Origin of the sequence: Xanthomonas sp. (genome assembly GCF_017163755.1) — a bacterium.
Lineage (GTDB): Bacteria > Pseudomonadota > Gammaproteobacteria > Xanthomonadales > Xanthomonadaceae > Xanthomonas_A.
Window position 1 is genome coordinate 115,071 of record NZ_JAFIWC010000004.1, and the last position, 21,449, is coordinate 136,519.

Sequence of the window (21,449 nt, forward strand, 5' to 3'; positions counted from 1 at the left end):
CGCAGCCGCGCCTTCGAGTCCCGGGTCCCCGGTCCCCGGTCCCGAGTCCCTACACCCCGCCTGCGCACGCCCTGCACAACACCACCACGCCGTGGCCGGCATCGTGGCCGCATGACAGTGCGCATCGGCATCTCCGGCTGGCGCTACCCGCGCTGGCGAGGCGAGTTCTACCCGAAGGGCTTGGCGCAGCGGCGCGAGCTGGAATACGCCTCGCGCTGCTTCCGCACGGTCGAGCTCAACGGCTCGTTCTACTCGCTGCAGCGCCCGGAAAGCTACGCGCAGTGGCACGACGTGACTCCGCGCGGCTTCGTGTTCGCGGTCAAGGGCCCGCGCTTCATCACCCACCTCAAGCGCCTGCGCGATTGCGAGCAGCCGCTGGCGAACTTCTTCGCCTCCGGCCTGCTCGCGCTCGGCCCCAAGCTCGGTCCGTTGCTGTGGCAGCTGCCGCCGTCGCTGAAGTTCGACCACGACCTGCTCGACCACTTCCTCGGGCAACTGCCGCACAGCAGCCAGGCGGCGCTGGCGCTGGCCGAACGCTGCGACGCCGAACGCATGCAAGGCCGCAGCCGGCTGCGGATCGACCGCAACCGGCGCCTGCGCCATGCGCTGGAAGTGCGCCACGACAGCTTCGCCTCGCCCGAGGCGATCGCGCTGCTGCGCCGCCACCGCGTGGCGCTGGTGCAGGCCGACACCGCGGGCAAGTGGCCCTACCTGGAAGACGTGACGGCCGATTTCCTGTACCTGCGCCTGCACGGCGACGCGCAGCTGTACGCCAGCGGCTACGGCGACGCCGCGCTGGACAGCTGGGCCGCACGCATCGATGCCTGGCACGCAGGCGGCGAGCCGCGGGCCGCACAGCGCGTGGGCCCGGCCGCGCCGCGGCGCGCGCGGCGCGACGTGTACTGCTATTTCGACAACGACATGAAGGTGCACGCGCCGTTCGACGCGCGCAGCCTGGCGCACCGGCTCGGCCTGCCGACGCCGTGCCCGCCTCGCGGCCAGGGCGGCGATGCTGGCGCCGGCAGCGGCGAGGAAGAATGAGCGGCGCGGCTCACACGCCCATGTAGCGCCCAGAGCGGTGGTTGAACATCAGCACCAGGCTCAGCATCACCGCGCCGATCGCCGAATACAGCACCTTCTGCGGCGCCAGCACGAAGCACGCGGCGAGCATCAGCGCGCTGTCGAAGCCCATCTGCACCTTGCCTGCGCTCCAGCCGCGGCTGCGCTGCAGGTACACCGCCAGGATACCCACGCCGCCGAGGCTGGCGCGGTGGCGGATGAAGAACAGAATCGCCAGCCCCACCAGCGAGCCGCCGACCAGCGCCGAGTACAGCGGCGTCATCGACGCGTACTGCGCCCAGCGCGGCAGCAGGTCGGTCAGCACGCCGCAGGCGGCGACCGCGGCGAAGGTCTTCAGGGTGAACTCCCAGCCCATGCGCCGCACCGACAGCCAGTAGAACGGCAGGTTCACCAGCACGAACATCAGCCCGAAATTCCAGCCCAGCGCGTAGTGCAGCAGGAACGCCACCCCGGCCATGCCGCCGATCATCAGCCCGCCGTAGGCGAACACCGCCAGGCCCAGCGACGCCACCAGCGTGGCCAGGACCATGCCCTGGACGTCCTCGGCCACGGTATGCCGCAGCGCCCGCGCGTCCTGCGCGGTGCCGGCCGAATCCGGTGGCGGCGTCAGCGGCCCGGCGGTGACCACCGAGCCGTCGTCGGCTTCGTTCTCGTTGTGCAGATCGGCGTCGGGGGCGGTCACGGCGGCGGCATCGCAAGCGGGGCGCGGTATTAGACACGATCGCGCCCGCGCGCGCCTGCGATTTCGCCGATCCGGCGCGGAGCCGGCACGGGTTTCGCCGTCGCCACCGCGCGCACGGCCACCTCGGCGCCTGGGATGTGTTGCCGTTGCTGTGGCTACCGTGGTCGGCGTTGCAGCGACCGCCGCCCGAGCGCCGGCTACCCCTCCAGCATGAGCCCGAACAGGGCGAGCAGGACGATCCCGCCGCCCAGCACGATGGCCAGCCAGTTGGCCACGCCGAAGCGGTCGTCGCGCTCGTGGTCGGCGCCTTCGGCGCGCCGGAAGTCGCGCACCAGCGAATTGACCGGCAGCAGCGGCATGAACGACAGGAAGCTCAACAACGCGTACGGCACCGGCGCGCGCGAAACCACGTTGAGCAGGAAGAACGCCAACGCCAGCGTGCCGGGCGAGAACGCCAGCTGGCGCCGGCGCGTCTGCGCCAGCTCGCGCAGCCGCTTGAAGCAGCTGTATGCCCACAGCGGGGAGAAGAACGCGCGCCAGAACGGCATCAGGTTCGCGCCGTCGGCGATCCTGATCGCCTTCCAGTTGCGATAGAACCAGTACACCGCATACAGGTTGAGGGTGCACAGCGACATCACGATGAGCTTCACCCCGGACGGGGCGAACAGCAGCTCGGCATGCGCGTTGCCGGATACCCGCGCTGCCGCCGGCACCGGCGCCGCGACGCTGTCGGCGATGGCCGCGGCGGGGGCCTGATACGGGTTGTGGGATTCCATTTCCATGCATGACTCCTGTCGGTGACGAACGGCGGTGGTGGTGGTAGTGGCGCGGAACTGCTCAGCGGACCTCGGCGATCTCCACCCCGTCCATGCCCTGCGCCAGGGTGCGCGCGTCGCCGCCCTGGGCCAGCTTGATGCGCAGGCGCACCTCGTTCTGCGAGTCGGCATGGCGCAGCGCGTCCTCGTAGCTGATCTCGCCGGCCTGGTACAGCTCGAACAGGCTCTGGTCGAAGGTCTTCATGCCCAGGTTGGTGGATTCCTTCATCACGTCCTTGAGCTTGTGGATCTCGCCTTCGCGGATGTAGTCCTGCACCAGCGGCGTGCCGAGCATGATCTCCATCGCCACGCGCCGGCCCTTGCCGTCGGGCGTGGGGATCAGCTGCTGGGCGACCACGCCGCGCAGGTTCAGCGACAGGTCCATCAGCAGCTGGCCGCGGCGGTCCTCGGGGAAGAAGTTGATGATGCGGTCCATCGCCTGGTTGGCGTTGTTGGCGTGCAGCGTGCACAGCACCAGATGGCCGGTCTCGGCGAAGGAGATGGCGTGGTCCATGCCTTCGCGGGTGCGTACCTCGCCGATCATGATCACGTCCGGCGCCTGGCGCAGGGTGTTCTTCAGCGCGTTCTCCCAGCTGTCGGTGTCGATGCCGACCTCGCGCTGGGTGATGATGCAGCCCTCGTGCTTGTGCACGAACTCGATCGGGTCCTCGATGGTGATGATGTGCCCGGTGGAGTTCTGGTTGCGGTAGCCGATCATCGCCGCCAGCGAGGTCGACTTGCCGGTGCCGGTGGCGCCGACGAAGATGATGATGCCGCGCTTGGTCATCGCCAGGGTCTTGATCACCGGCGGCAGGTTCAGCTCGTCGACGGTGGGGATGCGGGTCTCGATCCGGCGCAGCACCATGCCGACCTGGTTGCGCTGGTAGAAGCAGCTGACGCGGAAGCGCCCGACCCCGGCCACGCCGATGGCGAAGTTGCACTCGTGGGTCTTCTCGAACTCCTCGCGCTGCGCCGGGGTCATCACGTTCAGCACCAGGTCGCGGCTCTGCTGCGCGGTCAGCGGCGTCTGCGTGATCGGCGTGATCTTGCCGTGCACCTTGATCGCCGGCGGCATGCCCGAGGTGATGAACAGGTCCGACGCCTTCTGGTGCGCCATCAGTTTCAGGAACGAGGTGAAGTCGATGGTGCTCATTTGCAGGCTCCGGGACCGGGGACCGGGGACCGGGGACCGGGATCAGCCACCGCTGACTCCGTTCCCGTTGTCCCAGGCCGTGCGCGGCCCACTCATGTGGAAAATCACGTAGCGTCGCTGTTGTTCTTCCCGGGTCCCCGGTCCCTGGTCCCCGGTCCCGGCTTCACTCGAAGACCCGCTTGTCCTTGGCGTACTCGCGCGCCTGCTGGCGGGTGATCAGGCTGCGCTTGACCAGGTCTTGCAGGTGCTGGTCCAGGGTCTGCATGCCGTTCTGCTGGCCGGTCTGGATCGCCGAGTACATCTGCGCCACCTTGTCCTCGCGGATCAGGTTGCGGATTGCCGGGGTGCCGACCATGATCTCCCACGCCGCGGTGCGGCCGCCGCCGACCTTCTTCAGCAGCGCCTGCGAGATCACCGCGCGCAGCGATTCGGACAGCATCGAGCGCACCATCGGCTTTTCGCCGGCCGGGAACACGTCGATGATGCGGTCGATGGTCTTGGCCGCCGAGCTGGTGTGCAGGGTGCCGAACACCAGGTGGCCGGTTTCCGCGGCGGTCAGCGCCAGGCGGATGGTTTCCAGGTCGCGCAACTCGCCGACCAGGATGATGTCCGGGTCCTCGCGCAGCGCCGAGCGCAGCGCCTCGTTGAAGCCGTGCGTGTCGCGGTGCACTTCGCGCTGGTTGATCAGGCACTTCTGCGAGGTGTGCACGAATTCGATCGGATCCTCGACGGTGAGGATGTGGCCGTATTCGTTCTTGTTGATGTAGTCGATCATGCCGGCCAGCGTGGTCGACTTGCCCGAGCCGGTCGGCCCGGTGACCAGGATCAGGCCCTGCGGCTGGTCGATCAGCTGGCGGAAGATCGGCGGGCAGCCCAAGTCTTCCAGCGTCAGCACTTCCGAGGGGATGGTGCGGAACACCGCGCCGGCGCCGCGGTTCTGGTTGAACGCGTTGACGCGGAAGCGCGCCAGGCTGGGGATTTCGAACGAGAAGTCGACCTCGAGGAATTCCTCGTAGTCGCGGCGCTGCTTGTCCGACATGATGTCGTACACCAGCGCGTGCACCTGCTTGTGGTCCAGCGCCGGGATGTTGATGCGGCGCACGTCGCCATCGACCCGGATCATCGGCGGCAGGCCGGCCGACAGGTGCAGGTCGGACGCCTTGTTCTTGACCGAAAACGCCAATAGTTCAGCGATATCCATACGCTGCTTTTCCCCTTAGGCTGCGACTGGAAGGATGATGCCCCGGGCGGCAGTATAACGCCCTTCCCCCCTGCCAGAAGCCCGCCGTGACGCTCTCTCCGCTGCAACAGATCCGCCTGGACATGGACCGCGCCGCCAGCGCCGCCGGGCGCGCGCCGGCGCAGTTGCTGGCCGTGTCCAAGACCCAGCCGGCGGCGGCGATCGCCGCGCTGGCCGCGCAGGGGCAGCGCGCGTTCGGCGAGAACTACGTGCAGGAGGCGGCGCCGAAGATCGCCGAACTGGCGGCATTGGGACTGCAATGGCATCTGATCGGCCACCTGCAGTCGAACAAGGCCGAGGCGGCGGCGAACCTGTTCGACTGGGTGCAGACCGTGGACCGGCCCAAGCTGGTCGCCGCGCTGGCGCGCCACCGCGCGCCGCCGCGCCCGCCGCTGAACGTGTTGATCCAAGTGAACATCGACGACGAGGCCAGCAAGCACGGCTGCGCGCCGCAGGACGTGGACGCGCTGGCCGCGGCCGTCGCCGCGCAGCCGGCGCTGAAGCTGCGCGGGCTGATGGCGATCCCGGCGCCGTTCCCGGACCCGGCGCTTCGCCGCGCCGCGTTCCAGCGCATGCGCGCACTGCTGGAGCGCCTGGCCGCGCAGCATCCCGGCGCCGACACCCTGTCGATGGGCATGAGCGGAGACTTCGCCGCGGCCATCGCCGAGGGCGCGACGATGGTGCGGATCGGTACGGCGTTGTTCGGAAGCCGCGATGCGGCCGGGACTCGGGACTCGGGACTCGGGACTCGGTAAAAGCGGGCCTGGGCGTCCGCGACCTGCACAGTTGCTATCTTTACACTTTCCTTCCCCCGCAACGGCCGACCGCCATGACCTCTCCGAGTCCCGAGTCCCGAGTCCCGAGTCCCGGCCCTCCGAGTCCCGAGTCCCCAGTCCCGAGTCCCGGCCTTGCGATCGCCTTCATCGGCGGCGGCAACATGGCGCGCAGCCTGATCGCCGGGCTGGTCGCCAAGGGCACGCCGCCGGCGTCGATCCGCGTCGCCGAGCCGGTGCCGGCGCTGCGCGAGGCGCTGCAGGCCGAGTACGGCATCAGCGCGTTCGCCGAGGCGGCGCATGCGGCCCAGGGCGCGGCGGTGTGGGTGTTCGCGGTCAAGCCGCAGGTGATGCGCAGCGTCTGCGCCGACCTGGGCGCGCTGGCGCAGGCGCGGCCGCCGCTGGTGCTGTCGATCGCCGCCGGCATCACCGTGCCGCAGCTGGACCGCTGGCTCGGCGGGAACTGCGCGGTGATCCGGGCGATGCCCAACACCCCGGCGCTGCTCGGCGCCGGCGTCACCGGCCTGTTCGCCAGCGCCGGCGCCAGCGCCGCGCAACGCGCCCAGGCCGAGCAGCTGCTGGCCGCCGCCGGCCGCACCGTCTGGGTCGACGACGAGGGCCTGATCGACGCGGTCACCGCCGTGTCCGGCAGCGGCCCGGCCTACGTGTTCCTGCTCGCCGAGGCGATGGAGGCGGCCGGCATCGTCCAGGGCCTGCCCGCCGACACCGCGCGCACCCTGGTGCTGCAGACCGTGCTCGGCGCGGCGCGCATGCTCACCGAGGCCGGCGAGGCGCCGGCCGAACTGCGCCGCCGGGTGACCTCGCCCAACGGCACCACCCAGGCGGCGATCGAGACCTTCCAGGCGGGAGGCTTCGAAGCGCTGACCGCGCGCGCCGTCGCCGCGGCGGCGCAGCGCGGCCGCGAACTGTCCGCCGCCAACGACTGACTCCGGAGCCGCCGATGCGTCGCCTGCCCACCCTCCTGCTGTGCCTGGCCCTGGCCGCCTGTTCGGCGCAGGAAGCCCCGCGCCCGGCCGCGCCGCTGGCGCCGGCCCCGGCGCAGGCCGATTTCGGCGCGCTGCGCGTGCACTACAACGCGCTGCCGACGCTGGCGATGAGCGAGGCGGTGGCGCGCAGCTACGGCATCGAACGTTCCGCCGACACCGCGCTGGTGATGGTCGCGCTGCGCCGCGTGCAGGCCGGCGACGAACTGCCGGCCAGCGGCCGCGTCGACGCCAGCGCCAGCGACCTCAGCGGCCGCCGCCAGCACATCGCGTTGCGCGACGCGGTCACCGGCGACTACACCGACCACGTCGGCACGGTGCGCATCAGCGCGCACGACCAGCTGAACTTCGAACTGGCGGTGCGCAGCGCCGACGGCGCCGGCACGGTGCGCTTCAGCCGCACCTTCTAGCCGGAAAATCCGCTAGGCCTGCGCCTGCGGCAGCGGGATCCGGTTCGGCAACGGCTCGCCGCGTTCGAACGCGCTGATGTTGTCCACGGTGGCGGCCATGATCTGGCCGATCGCCTCTTCGGTGAAGAACGCCTGGTGGCCGGTGACGATGACGTTGGGGAACGACACCAGGCGCTGGATCACGTCGTCGGTGATGACCGTGGCCGAAAGATCCTGGAAGAACAGGTCCGCTTCCTGTTCGTACACGTCGATCGCCAGCCCGCTCAGGCGCCCGGACTTGAGCGCGCCGATCGCCGCCTCGGTATCGACCAGGCCGCCGCGGCTGGTGTTGACCAGCAGCGCGCCGGGCTTGATCCGCTGCAACGCGGCCGCGTCGATCAGGTGCTGGGTGGCGGGCGTGAGCGGGCAATGCAGCGAGACCACGTCGCTTTCGGCCAGCAGCGTCTGCAGGTCCACATAGGCCCCGCCCTGCGCCTGGAACTCGGCGTGCGGGTACGGATCGTAGCCGAGGATGCGGCAGCCGAAGCCGGCCATGATGCGGCCGAAGATGCGGCCGATCTTGCCGGTGCCGATCACCCCGACGCTGCGCCCATGCAGGTCGAAGCCCATCAGCCCGTCCAGTTCGAAGTTGCCGTCGCGGGTGCGCTGGCTGGCGCGCGCGATGCGGCGGTTGACCGCGATCAGCAGCCCGACCGCGAATTCGGCCACCGAATACGGCGAATAGTCGCTGACCCGCGTGGCGGCGATGCCGTGGCGCTGCGCGGCGAGCGCGTCGATGTGGTTGAAGCCGGTGGAACGGGTGGTGACCAGGCCCACGCCCAGCGCGGCGAGCGGCGCGAGCACGTCCTCGTCGACCCGGTCGTTGACGAACACGCACACCGCGCCGCAGCCCACGGCCAGCGGTACCGTCGCCGCGCTCAGCGCGTCCTGCACGAACACCAGCTCGTGGCCATGGGCGGCATTGGCCTGCGCCAGCAGTTTCATGTCGTAGCGCCGCGCGCTGTACACCGCCACCTTCATCGCATCGCTTCCGCCGTCACGTGGCGCCCAGCATCGGCGCCGCTCAGGGCGATGTCCAGCGCCGCGCTCCTTCGCCTTGCGCGCCCAGCGCATCGGCGGGATTGCTCAGGCGGCAGCGGCGCAGCGACAGGCAGCCGCAGCCGATGCAGTCGGTGAGCTGGTCGCGCAGTTGGCTCAGCTGGACGATGCGCGCGTCCAGTTCCTCGCGCCAGGCGGCGGACATGCGCGCCCATTCGCCGCGCGTGGGCGTGCGCGCATCGGGCAACTGCGCGAACGCGGCCTTGACGCTGTCCAGCGGCACGCCCACGCGCTGCGCGACGCGGATCACCGCCAGCCGGCGCAGCACGTCGCGCGAATAGCGGCGCTGGTTGCCGGCGGTGCGCAGGCTGCGGATCAGGCCCTTCTTCTCGTAGAAATGCAGCGCCGACACCGCCACGCCGCTGCGCTGCGCGACCTGGCCCACGCTCAACTCCTCGCGCATCGGTTGACCTCAACTGTGGTTGAGGTCGAATGCTGCACCGGCGTCCAGCACCGCGCAAGCCCGCGTCGGCGCGCGCGTGCACAAAGGTCGATTGGATGAACTACGACGCTTCACCTTCGCCAGACCGCGGCGATGCCACGCTGGCGGCGATGCCATCGCCCGCCGTTGCCCCCGCTCCCGCCGAATCCGTGCTCGCGCCGCGCTACCGCGCGACCACGCTGGGCATGGTCGCGCTGGTTTCGCTGATCGCCTTCGAGGCGCTGGCGGTGGCCGCGGCGATGCCGACCGTGGCGCGCGAACTGGACGGGCTGCGGCTGTACGCGCTGGCGTTCGGCGGCACCCTGGCCACCAGCGTGATCGGCATGAGCGTGGCCGGGCGCTGGAGCGACGCGCGCGGCCCGGCCGCGCCGCTGTGGAGCGGGCTGGCGTGCTTCGTCTGCGGCCTGCTGCTGGCCGGCTGGGCCACCCACATGCCGATGCTGCTGGCCGGCCGCCTGGTGCAGGGGCTGGGTGCCGGCGCGATCTCGGTGGCGCTGTACGTGCTGGTCGCGCGGCTGTATCCGGAGCCGATGCGGCCGCGCATCTTCGCCGCGTTCTCCGCCGGCTGGGTGGTGCCGTCGCTGATCGGGCCGAGCATCAGCGGGCTGATCGTCGAGCACGTGGGCTGGCGCTGGGTGTTCCTGGCGGTGCCGCTGCTGGCGCTACCGGCGGCGCTGCTGCTGCAACCGGCGCTGCGCAGGCTGCCGCCGCGTCCGGCGCCGGGACGCGGCCGGCCGGGGCCGGTCCTGTGGTCGGCCGGCGCCGCGGCCGGCGTGTGCCTGCTGTACCTGGGCGGCCAGCAACGCGGCGCGCTGGCGCTGGCCATGGTAGTGCCCGCGCTGGCGCTGCTGGCGCTGTGCGCGTGGCGGTTGCTGCCGGCCGGCACGCTGCGCGCCGCGCGCGGCCTGCCCAGCGTGATCGCCCTGCGCGGGCTGGCCGGTTCGGCGTTCTTCGGTTGCGAGGCGTTCCTGCCGCTGCTGCTGTCGCGCGAACGCGGGCTGTCGCCGACCTGGGCCGGCGTGGCGCTGAGCATCGGCGCGCTGGGCTGGTTCGCCGGCTCGTGGTACCAGGGCCACTACGGCCAGCGCGGCTCGCGCCTGCGCCGCCTGCGCATCGGCGGCGCGCTGATGCTGTCGGGCATCGCCGGCACCGCTCTGGCCCTGCATCCGTCGGTGCCGCCGGCGCTGGCGATGCTCGGCTGGACCGCCGCCGGGCTGGGCATGGGCCTGATCTACCCCACCTTGTCGGTGCTGACGCTGACCCTGTCGCCGCCGGCGCAGCAGGGCGAGAACAGTTCGGCGCTGCAGCTGAGCGAGGCGATCGCGGTGGCGACCACGCTGGCGGTGGGCGGCTCGCTGTTCGCGGCGCTGCTGGCGCGCTCGGCGACGCTGGCCTACCTGTCGACCTTCGCGGTCGCCTCGCTGCTGGCGCTGCTCGGCCTGGCGATCGCCGGGCGCACGCGTGCGCCGGCGTGAGGCGGCGCGCGGATACGCATGGAGGCGTTCCGGCGAGCGCGCCGGGCCACGGACGTACGGGCGCTTCGCAGTCGCACCAGGCCCGTCGGCAACGCCCGTCGCGACCGACGGCCGGCGGCCGCCCGGCGTCGCTCCCGCGCGCGGGCATCCGTTGCCGCGGGCAGGCGAGAAGCGGCGCTAGCCGACGATCGCGTGCGGCACGAAGCGCGAGGTATCGCGGGTGATGACCCCGGCGTCCTCGCGCAGGCCCATGCCGGCGGCCTGGTCGGCGACCACCCAGCTGCCGACCAGCGGATAATTGCCCTCGAACCGCGGCAGCGGATGGTAGGCCTGGACGATCGCCGGGCCGTCGCCGTAGGGACCGGGCGACTGGATCAGCTCGCCCTGCGCGGTCAGCACGTCGATGTTCGCGCCCTCGCGCGAGAACAGCGGCTTGCGCACCCAGCCGGGCGCCAGCGCCTGCCCCGGCGCCTGGAAATGCGCTTCCAGCAGGTTCGGATGGCCGCGGTGGCGCTCCCACAGCAGCGGCAGGATGCCCTTGTTGCTGAGCACCGACTTCCACGCCGGCTCCAGCAGCTGCATCTTGTTCGACACCAGGTGCGGGCCGAACTCCTCCTGCATCATGAATTCGAGCGGATACAGCTTGAAGATGCTGCGGATCACCCGGTCCTGCGCATCGGTGAACCAGCCCTCGGCGCTGATGCCGATGTCCTCGATCGCCACCTCCTCGGTGGCGATGCCCACCTGGTGCGCGCAGTCGCGCAGGTACTGCACGGTGGCGCGGTCCTCCACCGATTCGCGCACCGCCGAGAAATGCATCGGCGTGACCAGGCGTCCGGCCTGCACCAGCGACGCCAGCGCTTCGCACAGCAGTTCCTGGATGCGGTTGTACTGGTCCGCGCCCGCGGGCAGGCGGCCGGCGGCGAGCTGCTGCTCCAGCCACAGCCACTGGAAGTACGCCGATTCGTACAGCGAGGTGGGGGTGTCGTAGTTCAGCTCGTAGAGCTTGGCCGGGCCGTCGCCGGCGTAGGCCAGGTCCATGCGCCCGTACAGATGCGCGTCGCGGTTGCGCCACGATTCGCGCACCCAGTCCCAGTAATGCGCGGGAATGCCCAGCCGCGAAAGCAATTCCTCCGACTCGACCACCTCGCCGGCCAGCTGCATCGCCATGTCGTGCAGGTCCTGCGTCGGCGCCTCGATATCGTCCTCGACCTGGCGCAGGTCGAAGGCGTAGTACGCGGTCTCGTCCCAGTAGGGCTCGCCGTCGATGGTGTGGAAGTGGAAACCGAGCTGCTCGGCCTGCGCGCGCCAGTCCGGGCGCTCGTCGATGCGGATGCGGCGCACGTCAGCCGCCGAAGCCGCTGCTGCGGCCGCCGCCGAACGAACTGCGCGCCGCGGCGCTGGAGCCGAAGCCCGAGCGCGAGACGGTGATCGCGCGGCTCGGCGGCGGCGGCAGGCCGGCCTTGCCGGTCACCGTGCCGGGGTTGCGCCCGGCCAGGTCGCCGTTGGGCTTGTAGTAGCCGCCGTCGCGGTAGTCGCGGTACAGCGGCGAGGCGCCCATCACCGAGCGCCCGCCGGCGTTGCCCAGCGCGTAGCCGATCAGGAACCCGGCCATCGGCGGGATCCAGCTGACCTGGCCGCGCTCGTCGTGCGCCTGCGTGCAGCTGCCGAACTGCTCGTTGCACTGCGCCTGGTCCTGGAACCGCGGCGCCACCTTCTGGTGGTCCAGCTGCGCCTTCTGGTAGGCCGCGTTGCATTCCTCGACGCTGACTTCCTTCTGCGCCGCGCACTGGTCGGGCGAAGCAAGCACCTGCCCAGTCGGTTCTCCTGAATCGCAGGCCAGCAGCGGCACCGACAGCGTCGCCGCCATCAGGCTCAGCTTGAGATTGGTCGATCGCTTCATCTGCCCTCCCCTTACGGCGTGATCGCCGCGGCGTTGATCAGGCCCACCGCGATCGATACGCCCGCGGAGAAGATGCCGGCCGCGGCCACGTTGTCGGTGATCTGGTGCGAGATGCGGCCGGTGACCAGGCGCGCCAGCAGGTAGGCGACCACCTGGATCGCGGCCGCCACCGCGCCCCAGATCAGCGCGTCCAGCAGGCTCACCGAGTAGCTGATCGCCGCGTGCAGCGGCAGCGCGATGCCGATCAGGGTGCCGCTCATCGCGGTCGCCGCGGCGGCGTTGCCGTTGCGGATCAGGGTGAAGTCGCGGTGCGGGGTGATCAGCGCCACCACCACCACCGCGGCGATCAGCACGCCCAGGCCGACGCCGACGTAGGACAGGAACGCGATGAAACTCTGGAGCGTGATGGCATGCATGCGAAAGCCTCGGCAATGGCGAAGGGAGCGAACCGTGCCGCGCCGTCCGGCGCAGCGCCGGCGGTCAGGTGATGTCCAGATCGGCGATGCTCAGGTCCACGCCGATCGCGTAGGTGATGCAGAATTCGTTCGGGCCGGAGTCCTCGCCGGTGACCAGCAGGAACTCGTCCCGGTCCAGTTCCGGCACGTGGCGGCTGTACAGCATCGCGTAGTGGGTCAGGTCGCCGTCGCGGCGCGGCGGCATGTGCCGGTACAGCACCTCGTCGTAGGCGATGGCGGGAATGCGCCCGCCCTGCTCGGTGGACTGGGTGCTGCGCGACCAGCGCCGGCCGGCGTAGTCGATGCTCGGCGCGCCGAGGTGGTCGTTGTGCAGGACGAACTGCTGGAACGCGTCCTTGGTCGGCGGATTGACCGTCTCCACGAACACGAAGCCCTTCATCGCCTCCACGTCGCCGGCGCAGGTGCTGACCTGGATGTAGGCGTCGTCGTCGACGTAGAAGCGGTGCAGCGCGTAGCCGTCGCCCAGGTCGATATGGCCGTAGCAGGGAATGCCCTGGTAGCCGCCGGGCAGTTCGGCGGTCATCGCGCCCGGCGCGACGCGGAACATCGTGGTGTCGAACTGCACCTGGCCGCCGATGCGCAGCCCCAGCGGCAGCGCATGCGGGATCTGGCCGCCGGCCGAGGGCGCCGGCGCGGCGGGCTTGCTACCGAACAGCTTTCCCAACAGGCTCATCCGCACAGCTCCACGCAGGCATTGGAAGGGAACGCGTCGGCCGGCGCCACGTCAGCGCGGGCGATCGCGGCGCGGCCCACGCGCCGGAACACAGCGGCGAACGGCATGGGCATCGTGTGCCGTGCGCGCCTAGCTGTTGGAGTCGCGCCGCACACCGACTTCGTGCACATCGCTCAGGGTGGCGGTGGGCGGGGTCGGCGGCGCCAGCGCGGGCGGCGCGCTGTCCGCGCTCAGCTGCAGCGGCTTCTTGAACCGCGCCAGCACCGAGGCCGCGTCCGCATCGCCGGCCAGCAGGCCGGCGGCGGCCAGACGCTTGTTCAGGTCGCCGTCGCCGCTGCTGCTTTCCAGTTCCTCGGCCGATTCGATCCGTGCCGAGGTTTCAGCCTGGCGCGCCTTGATCCGGTCCAGCGACTCCAGCGCCGAGCCCATGCGGCTGTTGGCGCCGGCGTGGCGCGCGGCGATGGTGGCCTGCGCGCGCTGCACCGCATCGGTGGCCTTGACCGTGTCGATCTGCTGGCGCATGCCGCGCAGCTGGCCTTCGGCCTTGTGGATCGCCGCCTTCAGCGACACGATCGACTGGTCCAGTTGCACCTTGGTGGCCTGGTCGGCCTTGTCCTCGGTCTCCAGCGCGGCCAGCTTGGCCGCCACGTCGTGCGCCAGCGCCTCGTCGCCCTTGGCCAGCGCGCCTTCGATGTAACGCACGTACTCGGCCATCTTGCCGCTGCGCGCGTCGATCTTCTGCTGCGCCAGCTTGCTCTGCGCCATCAGCTTGGTCAGCTCCTCGCGCGAGCGGGTCAGCTCGGCGCCGGCGTCGCGCACTTCCTGGTCGAGGATGCGCAGCGCGTTGGCGTCCACGGCCTTCTGCCCCACTTCGTGGGCGGTGCCGCGGAACAGGGTCAGCAGTTTGGAGAATATGCTCACAGGAAACGCCTCAGGCAAAGAACGGCTTCAGGGATTCGGCGGCGTCCAGGGTATTGGCCGCCAGCACTTGGATTTCCTCGTCGACCTCGTCGATCGACGAGGACGCCGACAGTTCGCCGAAGATGATGTAGGTGTCCTTGCCCTCGTGCTGGATCAGCCCGAGGTTGGACAGGGGGTTGAGCGGGTTCAGGCGCATGCATGCGTCGTTGAGGCCGTGGCGGTCGGCGACCTGGTCGGCCGGCGCCAGCACCGTGGACACGAAGATCTGCGAACCGGACGCGGCCACCTGGATCTCCATGTCGCCATAGTCGTGCAGGGTCAGGTTGATCGCCGGCTCGACGCCCTCGAACAGCTCGATATCGATCGGCGCATCGCGGTAGCGTTCGGCCAGCAGGGCGTACAGTGCGGTGGTGGTCAACGGGGACATGCAGACTCCTGGTCCTTAGAACTCGGCAGAGGGCGGCGCGAACCGCGAGGCGCCATAGTACAGACTGCGCGTTACGCTCGTCAGCGGCGGGACGCCTGGATTGGACGGTGGGGATGGGGATTGGTTAAAGCAAGGCGCTGTGCCGGCAGCGGCGGATGCAGGGGACTCGTGCATCGACCGTCGGGCACGCGCTTTACGGCCCATTGCCGCTGCAGGTTGCGGCGGAGGGCGCGATTACCCACCGTTCATGCAGGCGGCACGTCTGCGCTGCCGGATGCGGGCTGCGGCCAACCGCTCAGCGCCGCGCCCAGGCCTGCACGATGTCGGCGATCGCGCGCACGCCGTCGCTCAGCGCGGCCGGGCCCGGCTGCAGGATCAGCGGCGACTTGATCTCGAACAGCTGGCCGTCGCGCACCGCCGGGATCGCCGCCCAGCCGGGCCGCGCGGCCACGCGCTCGGGACGGAAGCGCTTGCCGCACCACGAGCCCAGGATGATGTCCGGCGCGCGCCGCACCACTTCGTCGCCATCGGCCAGGATCCGCGCCCTGGCCAGCGGTTCGGCCGACAGCTCGGGAAACACGTCGTCGCCGCCGGCGATGCGCACCAGTTCGGCGACCCAGCGGATGCCGGTGATGATCGGCTCGTCCCACTCCTCGAAATACACCCGCGGCCGCTGCGGCAACGCCGCCGCCTGCGCCGCGACCGCGTCCAGCCCGCGCTGCAGCGCATCGGCGTAGGCGTCGGCGCGCGCGGCCGCGCCGACCAGCGCGCCGAGCCGGCGGATGTAGTCGACGATGCCTTCGACGCTGCGGTGGTTGGCGATCCACACCTCCACCCCGTTGCGCACCAGCTCGGCGGCGATGTCGGCCTGGATGTCGGAAAAGCCGATCGCCAGGTCCGGCTGCAGCTTGAGGATCTCGCCGATCTTGGCGCTGGTGAAGGCGCTGACCTTGGGCTTGTCGCGGCGCGCCTGCGGCGGGCGCACGGTGAAGCCGCTGATGCCGACGATGCGGTCCTGCTCGCCGAGCGCGTACAGCGTCTCGGTCGGCTCCTCGGTCAGGCAGACGATGCGCCGTGGGCCCACGTCAGCCACGCACCGGCATGCGGAAATACACCACGCGCTCGGTCTCCTCGAAGCCGCAGGCGCGGTGCGCGGCCTGCGCCGGCAAATCGTCGAGCAGCGCGTCGGAGGCCAACTCGCTGCATCCCCGCGCGCCGGTCCAGTCCAGCACCTGGCGCAGCAGCGCGCGGCCGACGCCGCGACCGCGCCATGCCGGCCGCACGTACCAGCCCTCGAGGAAGCCGACCGGCGAACTGTCAGTGCCGTTGACGTAGTCGCGGCGCAGCGCCGCATCGGCGAAACCGACCGCGACGCCGTCGGCGAAGGCGAGGAAGCTGGCCGCGTCGTCGCGCTGCAGCTCGGCGGCGAGGTCCTCGTCCTCGTCCTGGTCCGGCCACAACGCCGCGCGCAGCGCGCTCCATGCGTCCAGGTCGGCGGCCGCGGCGGCGCGCACCGAAAACGCCTCGCTCACGGGAACAGCATCCGCTTGGACCAGTGACCGGCGGCATCGGCGTCGTAGCGCCAGCGCTCGTGCAGGCGGTACTGCGCGCCGTACCAGAACTCGAACGTGCGCGGCACCACGCGGAAGCCGCCCCAACCTTCCGGCCGCGGCACCTCGCGGCCTTCGAAGCTGGCTTCTACCTTGGCCACGCGCTCGGCAAATTCCTCGCGCGAGGCCAGGGTCTGCGACTGCGCCGAGGCCCACGCGCCGATCTGGCTCATGCGCGGGCGCGAAGCGAAATAGGCGTCGGCCTCGGCCGCGGCGACCAGCTGCACGTCGCCGTCGATGCGCACCTGCACCCCGTCCTGGCGCATTCGCCGCCACAGGAACAGCAGCGCCGCCTGCGGATTGGCCTGCAGTTCGCGGCCCTTCTGGCTGTCCAGGTGGGTGTAGAACACGAAGCCGCGCTCGTCGAAGTCCTTCAGCAGCACCACCCGCGACGACGGCCGCGCGTCGAGCCCGGCGGTGGAGACCACCATCGCGTTGTACTCGGCCTCGTCGCTGGTCCTGGCCTCGGCGAACAACGCGGCGAACGTGGACAGGGCTTCGGCGTGGAGATCGGGCATGGCGGCAAGGCACTCGGCGGACGATGCGCTATTGTCGCGCCATGAACGACGCGACGCACGCGCCGCCGCACGGCTTCCCCGCCGCCTGGGTCGATGCCGCGCTGGAACAGGCCCTGGCGCTGCCGCAGGCCACGCCGGTGCTCGGCATCAGCGGCGTGCAGGGCAGCGGCAAATCGACCCTGGCCGCGCAACTGGTGGCCGCGGCGCAGGCGCGCGGACTGAACGCGGCGCTGCTGTCGCTGGACGATGTCTACCTCACCCGCGGCCAGCGCCAGGCGCTGGCGCAGCAGGTGCATCCGCTGCTGGCCACGCGCGGCCCGCCCGGCACCCACGACCTGGCGCTGGCGCTGCAGACCCTCGATGCGCTGCGCGCCGGCCGCCGCGCCGCGCTGCCGCGCTTCGACAAGCTCGGCGACGACCGCCGGCCGGTGCGCGACTGGCCGACGGTGGCCGCGCGCCTGGACCTGCTGGTGTTCGAAGGCTGGTGCCTGGGCACGCCGGCCGAAGCGGACGCGGCGCTGGCCGCGCCGCTGAACGCGCTGGAGCGCGACGAGGACGCCGACGGCCGCTGGCGCCGCTGGTGCAATGCCGCGCTGCGCCGCGACTATCCGCCGCTGTGGCAGCGCATCGACCAGCTGTGGCTGTTGCAGCCGCCCGGCTTCGACATCGTGCCGCAGTGGCGCTGGCAGCAGGAACAGGCGCTGCAGGCCGACGATCCGCAGCGCCCGGGCATGGACCGGGCCCGGCTCGAGCGCTTCGTGCAGCACTTCGAGCGGGTCAGCCGCCAGGCGCTGCGCACCCTGCCGGCGATCGCCGACCGGGTCGTCGCGCTGGACGCGCAGCGGCGCCTGCTGCCGCCGCAGTAGCGCGCGCGTCCAACCCGGCTGCCGGCGCACGCATGTGCGCGGCCGCTATCGGCCGCCGGCGTTCGTCCGGTACCCGTCTGCTAGCATCGGCGGATGAATCCCGCCTCCAATCTCGTGCTGGTCGGCCCGATGGGAGCCGGCAAGAGCGTGATCGGCCGCCGCCTGGCCGAGCGCTTCAGCCTGGCCTTCGTCGATGCCGACCAGGCCATCGTCGAGCGCGCCGGGGCGACCATCGCCTCGATCTTCGAGCATTCCGGCGAAGCCGGCTTCCGCGAGCACGAGCGCGCGGTGCTGCAGACCCTGCTCGCCGCGCCCGGGCACCTGATCTCCACCGGCGGCGGCGCGGTGCTCGACGCCGACAGCCGCCGGCAGATGCGCGAACACAGTTTCGTGGTGTACCTGCGCGTGGGCGTGGAATCGCAGCTGCAGCGGCTGCAGCGCGACCGCAGCCGTCCGCTGCTGCAACGCGGCGACCGCGAGCAGGTGCTGCGCGAACTCAACGCCCGGCGCGAGCCGTTGTACCGCGAGGTCGCCGACCTGACCCTGGACACCGACCACCTCACCCCCGCCGAAGCCACCGCGCAGCTGGTCGTGCGCCTGGCCTCGCTATGGAAGCTTCCGGAACCCTCTGCATGAATGCTGCGTTGCGCACCGTCGACGTCGGCGGCGACCCCGCCTACACCATCCACATCGGCCCCGGCCTGCTCGGCGACGGCGCGCGCCTGGCCGCGCACGTGCGCGGCCGCCACGTGCTGCTGCTCAGCGACAGCCGCGTCGCCCCGCTGTACGCGGCGCGGGTGCGCCAGGCGCTGCTGGCCGCGCGGCCGGAGCTGCGCATCGGCGAATTCGTCATCGCCGCCGGCGAGGCGTCCAAGACGCTGGCCAGCTTCGGCGGCGCGATCGACGCGCTGGCCGAACTCGGCGCCACCCGCGACGCCTGCGTGCTGGCGCTGGGCGGCGGCGTGGTCGGCGACCTGGCCGGCTTCGCCGCCGCCTGCTGGATGCGCGGCGTGGACTGCGTGCAGCTGCCGACCACGCTGCTGGCGATGGTCGACTCGTCGGTCGGCGGCAAGACCGCGGTGGACATCGCCCAGGGCAAGAACCTGGTCGGCGCGTTCCACCCGCCGCGCGCCGTGCTCGCCGACACGTCCGCGCTGCACAGCCTGCCGCCGCGCGAGCTGCGCGCCGGGCTGGCCGAGGTGATCAAGTACGGCGCGATCCGCGACCCGCTGTTCTTCCAATGGCTGCACGCCGAGCGCCGCGCGCTGCTGGACGCCGATGCCGGCGCGCTGGCGCAGGCGATCGCGCGCAGTTGCGAGCACAAGGCCGAGATCGTGGCGCGCGACCCGCTGGAGAAGGGCGAGCGCGCCCTGCTGAACCTGGGCCATACCTTCGGCCACGCGATCGAGACCGAGCAGGGCTACGGCGCGCCGGGCAACGACAACCTCAACCATGGCGAGGCGGTGGCGGTGGGCATGGTGCTGGCCGCGCGGCTGTCGGCGGCGCTGGGCATGGCGACCGACGCCGACACCGCGGCGCTGAAGGACCTGCTGGACAGCTACGGCCTGCCCACCGCCATGCCGGCCGGGCTGGCGCCGCAGGCGCTGCTGGCGCGGATGCGCCTGGACAAGAAGAACGTCGCCGGCCGGCTGCGCCTGGTGCTGTGGCACGGCATCGGCCAGGCCGTGGTGGTGCCGGACGTGGACGAGGCGCAGGTGCTGGCGATCCTGGGAAGCTGACGGCGACGGCGCTGGGCGCGGGCCGGCCGTGGCGGGCCGTGCACTGGCGGGCCATGCGATTGCACGGCGCGCCATGCGTGCGCTGATGCCGAGGTCTTCGAGGGTCGTTCCTGCATTGCCCCGGCCGGTACATGGCGAGGCTTCGGCCCCCGACGGCTTCGGAGGCCCCATGCCTCGCCGCTTCGCCGGTCGCGACCGAAGTCGCTCCTGCAGGAGTTACGGACGGCACTGTAGGAGGGGCTTCAGCCCCGACCGCTTCCGAAGCCGGATGTCTTGCAGTTTGCCGGTCGCGACCGAAGTCGCTCCTGCATGGGCGCCGGCCGGATGCACCGTGGAGGACTTCAGCCCCGCTCCGGCGGCCGCGTTGCAGTGGGTAGTAGCTTCATGGTTCGCCACCCCCTGCACGCTCGTCGAAGCGGCCCTGGCGAACGCCGCCACCCTGCCACCGCCCTGCCACACCCCGCCGCTGCCCTGCCCGCGCCCGAACGGCGCACGCCGCGTCGACGTCGCCGCGCCCGGCAATCGGTACAATCGGCCCATGCGCGTCTTCCTGCAGCAACGTCCCGGCGGCAACGAGCCGCCTCGCTACATCCAGCTGACCCTGCAACCGGACTTGTTCGGCGGCTGGGAACTGCTGCGCGAAACCGGCCAGATCGGCGGCCGCGCGCAGCTCAAGCGCGAGCAATACCTGCTGCAGGACGAAGCCCACGCCGCCTTCGAGAAAGCCCGCGACGCGCAACTCAAGCGCGGCTTCCAGGTCATGTTCACCCGCGGTGCCGACGCGCCGCGCTGAGGAAACCCCCCGATGCTGAAGAACGACCGTCTGCTGCGCGCGCTGCGCCGCGAGCCCGTGGACCAGACCCCCGTATGGCTGATGCGCCAGGCCGGGCGCTACCTGCCCGAATACCGCGCCACGCGCGCGCGCGCCGGCAGCTTCCTGGCGATGGCCAAGACCCCGGAGCTGGCCTGCGAGGTCACCCTGCAGCCGCTGGCGCGGTTCCCGCTGGACGCGGCGATCCTGTTCTCCGACATCCTGACCATCCCCGACGCGATGGGGCTGGAGCTGTACTTCGTCGAAGGCGAAGGCCCCAAGTTCAAGCACCCGGTGCGCGATGCGGCGGCGATCGCCCGGCTCGGCGTGCCGGACATGGAGACCGAGCTGCGCTACGTGATGGACGCGGTGCGGGTGATCCGCCGCGAACTGGACGGCCGCGTGCCGCTGATCGGCTTCTCCGGCAGCCCGTGGACGCTGGCCTGCTACATGGTCGAAGGCGGCGGCAGCGACAACTATTCGCGGATCAAGGCGCTGGCCCTGAACGAGCCGGCGGCGCTGCACCGGTTGCTGTCGGTCAACACCGACGCGGTGATCGCCTACCTGGCCGCGCAGCGCGCGGCCGGCGCGCAGGCGTTGCAGGTGTTCGACACCTGGGGCGGCGTGCTCAGCCCGGCGATGTACCGCGAGTTCTCGCTGCCCTACCTGCAGCGCATCGCCCGGGAACTGCCGCGCGGCGAAGGCGCCGAGCGCACCCCGCTGATCCTGTTCGGCAAGGGCAACGCGCCGTATCTGGAGGAACTGGCCGCCTCCGGTGCCGAAGGCCTCGGCGTGGACTGGACCGTCGACCTGGCCGAGGCCGCGCGCCGCACCGGCGGGCGCGTCGCGCTGCAGGGCAACCTGGACCCGGCGATGCTGTACGGCTCGCCGCAGGCGATCGACGCGCAGGTGCAGCGCGTGCTGCAAAGCTACGCCGACGGCAACGGCTCGCCGGAAGGGCATGTGTTCAACCTCGGCCACGGCCTGTCGCCGGACATGCAGCCCGAGCACGTCGGCGCGCTGGTCGCCGCGGTGCAGCGGCACAGCCGCCGCGCGCAGGCATAGCCGCGTACCGAGCCGTCGCAAGCGATGGGCGCCTTTCGCTCATCGGATGCGCGGAGCGAGGCAACGCGCGCTTCCGCCATCTTGCAGTCGGGACTGAAGTCCCTCCCACCGTGCACCCGGTCGCCGTGCCGAAAGCTCTCTGTAGGAGCGGTTTCAACCTCGACGAACGAAGTAGTGGACCCGACGGCTTCGGATACCCGTCGGGGCTGAAGCCCCTCCTACAGTGCACCCAGCCGGGCGCACCGCAAATCCCTGTGGGAGCGACTTC

General features: G+C 71.3%; 25 protein-coding genes. 10 read left to right on the forward strand and 15 right to left on the reverse strand.

Features of this window, described 5'->3' with window-relative positions:
- Positions 1 to 111: 111 nt before the first annotated feature.
- Positions 112 to 1,041 carry a DUF72 domain-containing protein gene (locus JR065_RS04245; protein WP_206232397.1) on the forward strand — a complete coding sequence of 310 codons (930 nt, stop codon included), beginning with the start codon at positions 112 to 114 and terminating at the stop codon, positions 1,039 to 1,041.
- A gap of 10 nt (positions 1,042 to 1,051) precedes the next feature.
- On the opposite strand, the gene JR065_RS04250 is transcribed toward JR065_RS04245, so the two are convergent.
- The 4 genes from JR065_RS04250 to JR065_RS04265 form a co-directional block, all read right to left on the reverse strand.
- Complete coding sequence (locus JR065_RS04250) at positions 1,052 to 1,762, reverse strand: YitT family protein (RefSeq protein ID WP_206232399.1); 711 nt, start codon at positions 1,760 to 1,762, stop codon at positions 1,052 to 1,054.
- 197 nt (positions 1,763 to 1,959) lie between these two features.
- Complete coding sequence (locus JR065_RS04255) at positions 1,960 to 2,544, reverse strand: hypothetical protein (RefSeq protein WP_206232400.1); 585 nt, start codon at positions 2,542 to 2,544, stop codon at positions 1,960 to 1,962.
- Positions 2,545 to 2,599: 55 nt separating this feature from the next.
- The gene (locus JR065_RS04260; RefSeq protein WP_206232402.1) at positions 2,600 to 3,730 is read right to left on the reverse strand and encodes a PilT/PilU family type 4a pilus ATPase; all 1,131 of its coding nucleotides are present in this window, start codon (positions 3,728 to 3,730) and stop codon (positions 2,600 to 2,602) included.
- Positions 3,731 to 3,893: 163 nt separating this feature from the next.
- Entirely contained in the window at positions 3,894 to 4,931 is a 1,038-nt protein-coding gene (locus JR065_RS04265; RefSeq protein WP_206232404.1) for a type IV pilus twitching motility protein PilT, read from the reverse strand.
- An 86-nt stretch (positions 4,932 to 5,017) separates the two neighbouring features.
- Here JR065_RS04265 and JR065_RS04270 point away from each other — a divergent pair, with 86 nt between their 5' ends.
- From JR065_RS04270 to JR065_RS04280, 3 genes are all read left to right on the forward strand, one after another.
- Positions 5,018 to 5,725, forward strand: a complete 708-nt coding sequence (locus JR065_RS04270) for a YggS family pyridoxal phosphate-dependent enzyme (protein WP_206232406.1) — start codon at positions 5,018 to 5,020, stop codon at positions 5,723 to 5,725.
- A 74-nt stretch (positions 5,726 to 5,799) separates the two neighbouring features.
- Positions 5,800 to 6,690, forward strand: coding sequence for a pyrroline-5-carboxylate reductase (gene proC, locus JR065_RS04275; RefSeq protein ID WP_206232408.1), 891 nt, complete (start codon positions 5,800 to 5,802; stop codon positions 6,688 to 6,690).
- A gap of 14 nt (positions 6,691 to 6,704) precedes the next feature.
- On the forward strand, positions 6,705 to 7,157 hold the full coding sequence (locus JR065_RS04280; protein WP_206232410.1) for a DUF4426 domain-containing protein: 453 nt from the start codon (positions 6,705 to 6,707) through the stop codon (positions 7,155 to 7,157).
- A 12-nt stretch (positions 7,158 to 7,169) separates the two neighbouring features.
- On the opposite strand, the gene JR065_RS04285 is transcribed toward JR065_RS04280, so the two are convergent.
- Together JR065_RS04285 and soxR are read right to left on the reverse strand one after the other, a co-directional pair.
- Complete coding sequence (locus JR065_RS04285; protein WP_206232412.1) at positions 7,170 to 8,177, reverse strand: 2-hydroxyacid dehydrogenase; 1,008 nt, start codon at positions 8,175 to 8,177, stop codon at positions 7,170 to 7,172.
- A gap of 43 nt (positions 8,178 to 8,220) precedes the next feature.
- Positions 8,221 to 8,658 (reverse strand): redox-sensitive transcriptional activator SoxR, encoded by a 438-nt coding sequence (gene soxR, locus JR065_RS04290; protein ID WP_206232413.1) that lies wholly within the window; start codon positions 8,656 to 8,658, stop codon positions 8,221 to 8,223.
- 95 nt (positions 8,659 to 8,753) lie between these two features.
- On the opposite strand from soxR, the gene JR065_RS04295 reads away from it, so the two are divergent.
- Positions 8,754 to 10,172, forward strand: coding sequence for an MFS transporter (locus JR065_RS04295; RefSeq protein ID WP_206232415.1), 1,419 nt, complete (start codon positions 8,754 to 8,756; stop codon positions 10,170 to 10,172).
- A 177-nt stretch (positions 10,173 to 10,349) separates the two neighbouring features.
- Here the strand turns inward: JR065_RS04295 and JR065_RS04300 are convergent, their stop codons facing one another.
- From JR065_RS04300 to pdxH, 9 genes are all read right to left on the reverse strand, one after another.
- Positions 10,350 to 11,516 carry a glutathionylspermidine synthase family protein gene (locus JR065_RS04300; protein WP_206232417.1) on the reverse strand — a complete coding sequence of 389 codons (1,167 nt, stop codon included), beginning with the start codon at positions 11,514 to 11,516 and terminating at the stop codon, positions 10,350 to 10,352.
- 1 nt (position 11,517) lies between these two features.
- Entirely contained in the window at positions 11,518 to 12,075 is a 558-nt protein-coding gene (locus JR065_RS04305; RefSeq protein ID WP_206232418.1) for a DUF1190 domain-containing protein, read from the reverse strand.
- Between the two features lie 11 nt (positions 12,076 to 12,086).
- Complete coding sequence (locus JR065_RS04310; RefSeq protein WP_206232420.1) at positions 12,087 to 12,491, reverse strand: DUF350 domain-containing protein; 405 nt, start codon at positions 12,489 to 12,491, stop codon at positions 12,087 to 12,089.
- A gap of 64 nt (positions 12,492 to 12,555) precedes the next feature.
- Positions 12,556 to 13,224, reverse strand: a complete 669-nt coding sequence (locus JR065_RS04315) for a YjfK family protein (protein ID WP_206232422.1) — start codon at positions 13,222 to 13,224, stop codon at positions 12,556 to 12,558.
- Between the two features lie 129 nt (positions 13,225 to 13,353).
- Positions 13,354 to 14,145 carry a PspA/IM30 family protein gene (locus JR065_RS04320; RefSeq protein ID WP_206232424.1) on the reverse strand — a complete coding sequence of 264 codons (792 nt, stop codon included), beginning with the start codon at positions 14,143 to 14,145 and terminating at the stop codon, positions 13,354 to 13,356.
- A 10-nt stretch (positions 14,146 to 14,155) separates the two neighbouring features.
- Positions 14,156 to 14,572 carry a YjfI family protein gene (locus JR065_RS04325; RefSeq protein WP_206232426.1) on the reverse strand — a complete coding sequence of 139 codons (417 nt, stop codon included), beginning with the start codon at positions 14,570 to 14,572 and terminating at the stop codon, positions 14,156 to 14,158.
- 295 nt (positions 14,573 to 14,867) lie between these two features.
- Entirely contained in the window at positions 14,868 to 15,656 is a 789-nt protein-coding gene (locus JR065_RS04330; protein ID WP_206232537.1) for an ABC transporter substrate-binding protein, read from the reverse strand.
- A gap of 1 nt (position 15,657) precedes the next feature.
- The gene (gene aac(6'), locus JR065_RS04335; protein WP_206232427.1) at positions 15,658 to 16,104 is read right to left on the reverse strand and encodes an aminoglycoside 6'-N-acetyltransferase; all 447 of its coding nucleotides are present in this window, start codon (positions 16,102 to 16,104) and stop codon (positions 15,658 to 15,660) included.
- On the reverse strand, positions 16,101 to 16,700 hold the full coding sequence (gene pdxH, locus JR065_RS04340; RefSeq protein ID WP_206232429.1) for a pyridoxamine 5'-phosphate oxidase: 600 nt from the start codon (positions 16,698 to 16,700) through the stop codon (positions 16,101 to 16,103). The genes aac(6') and pdxH overlap by 4 nt, the downstream gene beginning before the upstream one ends.
- A gap of 41 nt (positions 16,701 to 16,741) precedes the next feature.
- On the opposite strand from pdxH, the gene JR065_RS04345 reads away from it, so the two are divergent.
- The 5 genes from JR065_RS04345 to hemE all read left to right on the forward strand — a co-directional run bounded on the left by JR065_RS04345 (position 16,742) and on the right by hemE (position 21,181).
- Positions 16,742 to 17,566, forward strand: coding sequence for a kinase (locus tag JR065_RS04345; RefSeq protein WP_206232431.1), 825 nt, complete (start codon positions 16,742 to 16,744; stop codon positions 17,564 to 17,566).
- A gap of 93 nt (positions 17,567 to 17,659) precedes the next feature.
- Positions 17,660 to 18,202 (forward strand): shikimate kinase, encoded by a 543-nt coding sequence (locus tag JR065_RS04350; RefSeq protein ID WP_206232433.1) that lies wholly within the window; start codon positions 17,660 to 17,662, stop codon positions 18,200 to 18,202.
- Positions 18,199 to 19,305, forward strand: coding sequence for a 3-dehydroquinate synthase (gene aroB, locus JR065_RS04355; RefSeq protein ID WP_206232435.1), 1,107 nt, complete (start codon positions 18,199 to 18,201; stop codon positions 19,303 to 19,305). The genes JR065_RS04350 and aroB overlap by 4 nt, the downstream gene beginning before the upstream one ends.
- 538 nt (positions 19,306 to 19,843) lie before the next feature.
- The gene (locus tag JR065_RS04360) at positions 19,844 to 20,098 is read left to right on the forward strand and encodes a WGR domain-containing protein (protein ID WP_206232539.1); all 255 of its coding nucleotides are present in this window, start codon (positions 19,844 to 19,846) and stop codon (positions 20,096 to 20,098) included.
- A gap of 12 nt (positions 20,099 to 20,110) precedes the next feature.
- Complete coding sequence (hemE, locus tag JR065_RS04365) at positions 20,111 to 21,181, forward strand: uroporphyrinogen decarboxylase (RefSeq protein ID WP_206232436.1); 1,071 nt, start codon at positions 20,111 to 20,113, stop codon at positions 21,179 to 21,181.
- Positions 21,182 to 21,449 lie beyond the last annotated feature (268 nt).

Excerpts from the sequence above, each read along its gene's own strand:
- JR065_RS04350 (WP_206232433.1), top strand. The coding sequence starts at position 17,660 with ATGAATCCCGCCTCCAATCTCGTGCTGGTCGGCCCGATGGGAGCCGGC.
- JR065_RS04305 (WP_206232418.1), bottom strand. The coding sequence starts at position 12,075 with ATGAAGCGATCGACCAATCTCAAGCTGAGCCTGATGGCGGCGACGCTG.
- pdxH (WP_206232429.1), bottom strand. The coding sequence starts at position 16,700 with ATGCCCGATCTCCACGCCGAAGCCCTGTCCACGTTCGCCGCGTTGTTC.
- hemE (WP_206232436.1), top strand. The coding sequence starts at position 20,111 with ATGCTGAAGAACGACCGTCTGCTGCGCGCGCTGCGCCGCGAGCCCGTG.
- JR065_RS04245 (WP_206232397.1), top strand. The coding sequence starts at position 112 with ATGACAGTGCGCATCGGCATCTCCGGCTGGCGCTACCCGCGCTGGCGA.
- aroB (WP_206232435.1), top strand. The coding sequence starts at position 18,199 with ATGAATGCTGCGTTGCGCACCGTCGACGTCGGCGGCGACCCCGCCTAC.
- JR065_RS04325 (WP_206232426.1), bottom strand. The coding sequence starts at position 14,572 with ATGTCCCCGTTGACCACCACCGCACTGTACGCCCTGCTGGCCGAACGC.
- JR065_RS04265 (WP_206232404.1), bottom strand. The coding sequence starts at position 4,931 with ATGGATATCGCTGAACTATTGGCGTTTTCGGTCAAGAACAAGGCGTCC.
- JR065_RS04285 (WP_206232412.1), bottom strand. The coding sequence starts at position 8,177 with ATGAAGGTGGCGGTGTACAGCGCGCGGCGCTACGACATGAAACTGCTG.
- JR065_RS04345 (WP_206232431.1), top strand. The coding sequence starts at position 16,742 with ATGAACGACGCGACGCACGCGCCGCCGCACGGCTTCCCCGCCGCCTGG.
- JR065_RS04280 (WP_206232410.1), top strand. The coding sequence starts at position 6,705 with ATGCGTCGCCTGCCCACCCTCCTGCTGTGCCTGGCCCTGGCCGCCTGT.
- JR065_RS04310 (WP_206232420.1), bottom strand. The coding sequence starts at position 12,491 with ATGCATGCCATCACGCTCCAGAGTTTCATCGCGTTCCTGTCCTACGTC.
- JR065_RS04315 (WP_206232422.1), bottom strand. The coding sequence starts at position 13,224 with ATGAGCCTGTTGGGAAAGCTGTTCGGTAGCAAGCCCGCCGCGCCGGCG.
- JR065_RS04360 (WP_206232539.1), top strand. The coding sequence starts at position 19,844 with ATGCGCGTCTTCCTGCAGCAACGTCCCGGCGGCAACGAGCCGCCTCGC.
- JR065_RS04260 (WP_206232402.1), bottom strand. The coding sequence starts at position 3,730 with ATGAGCACCATCGACTTCACCTCGTTCCTGAAACTGATGGCGCACCAG.
- JR065_RS04295 (WP_206232415.1), top strand. The coding sequence starts at position 8,754 with ATGAACTACGACGCTTCACCTTCGCCAGACCGCGGCGATGCCACGCTG.
- proC (WP_206232408.1), top strand. The coding sequence starts at position 5,800 with ATGACCTCTCCGAGTCCCGAGTCCCGAGTCCCGAGTCCCGGCCCTCCG.
- soxR (WP_206232413.1), bottom strand. The coding sequence starts at position 8,658 with ATGCGCGAGGAGTTGAGCGTGGGCCAGGTCGCGCAGCGCAGCGGCGTG.
- JR065_RS04255 (WP_206232400.1), bottom strand. The coding sequence starts at position 2,544 with ATGGAAATGGAATCCCACAACCCGTATCAGGCCCCCGCCGCGGCCATC.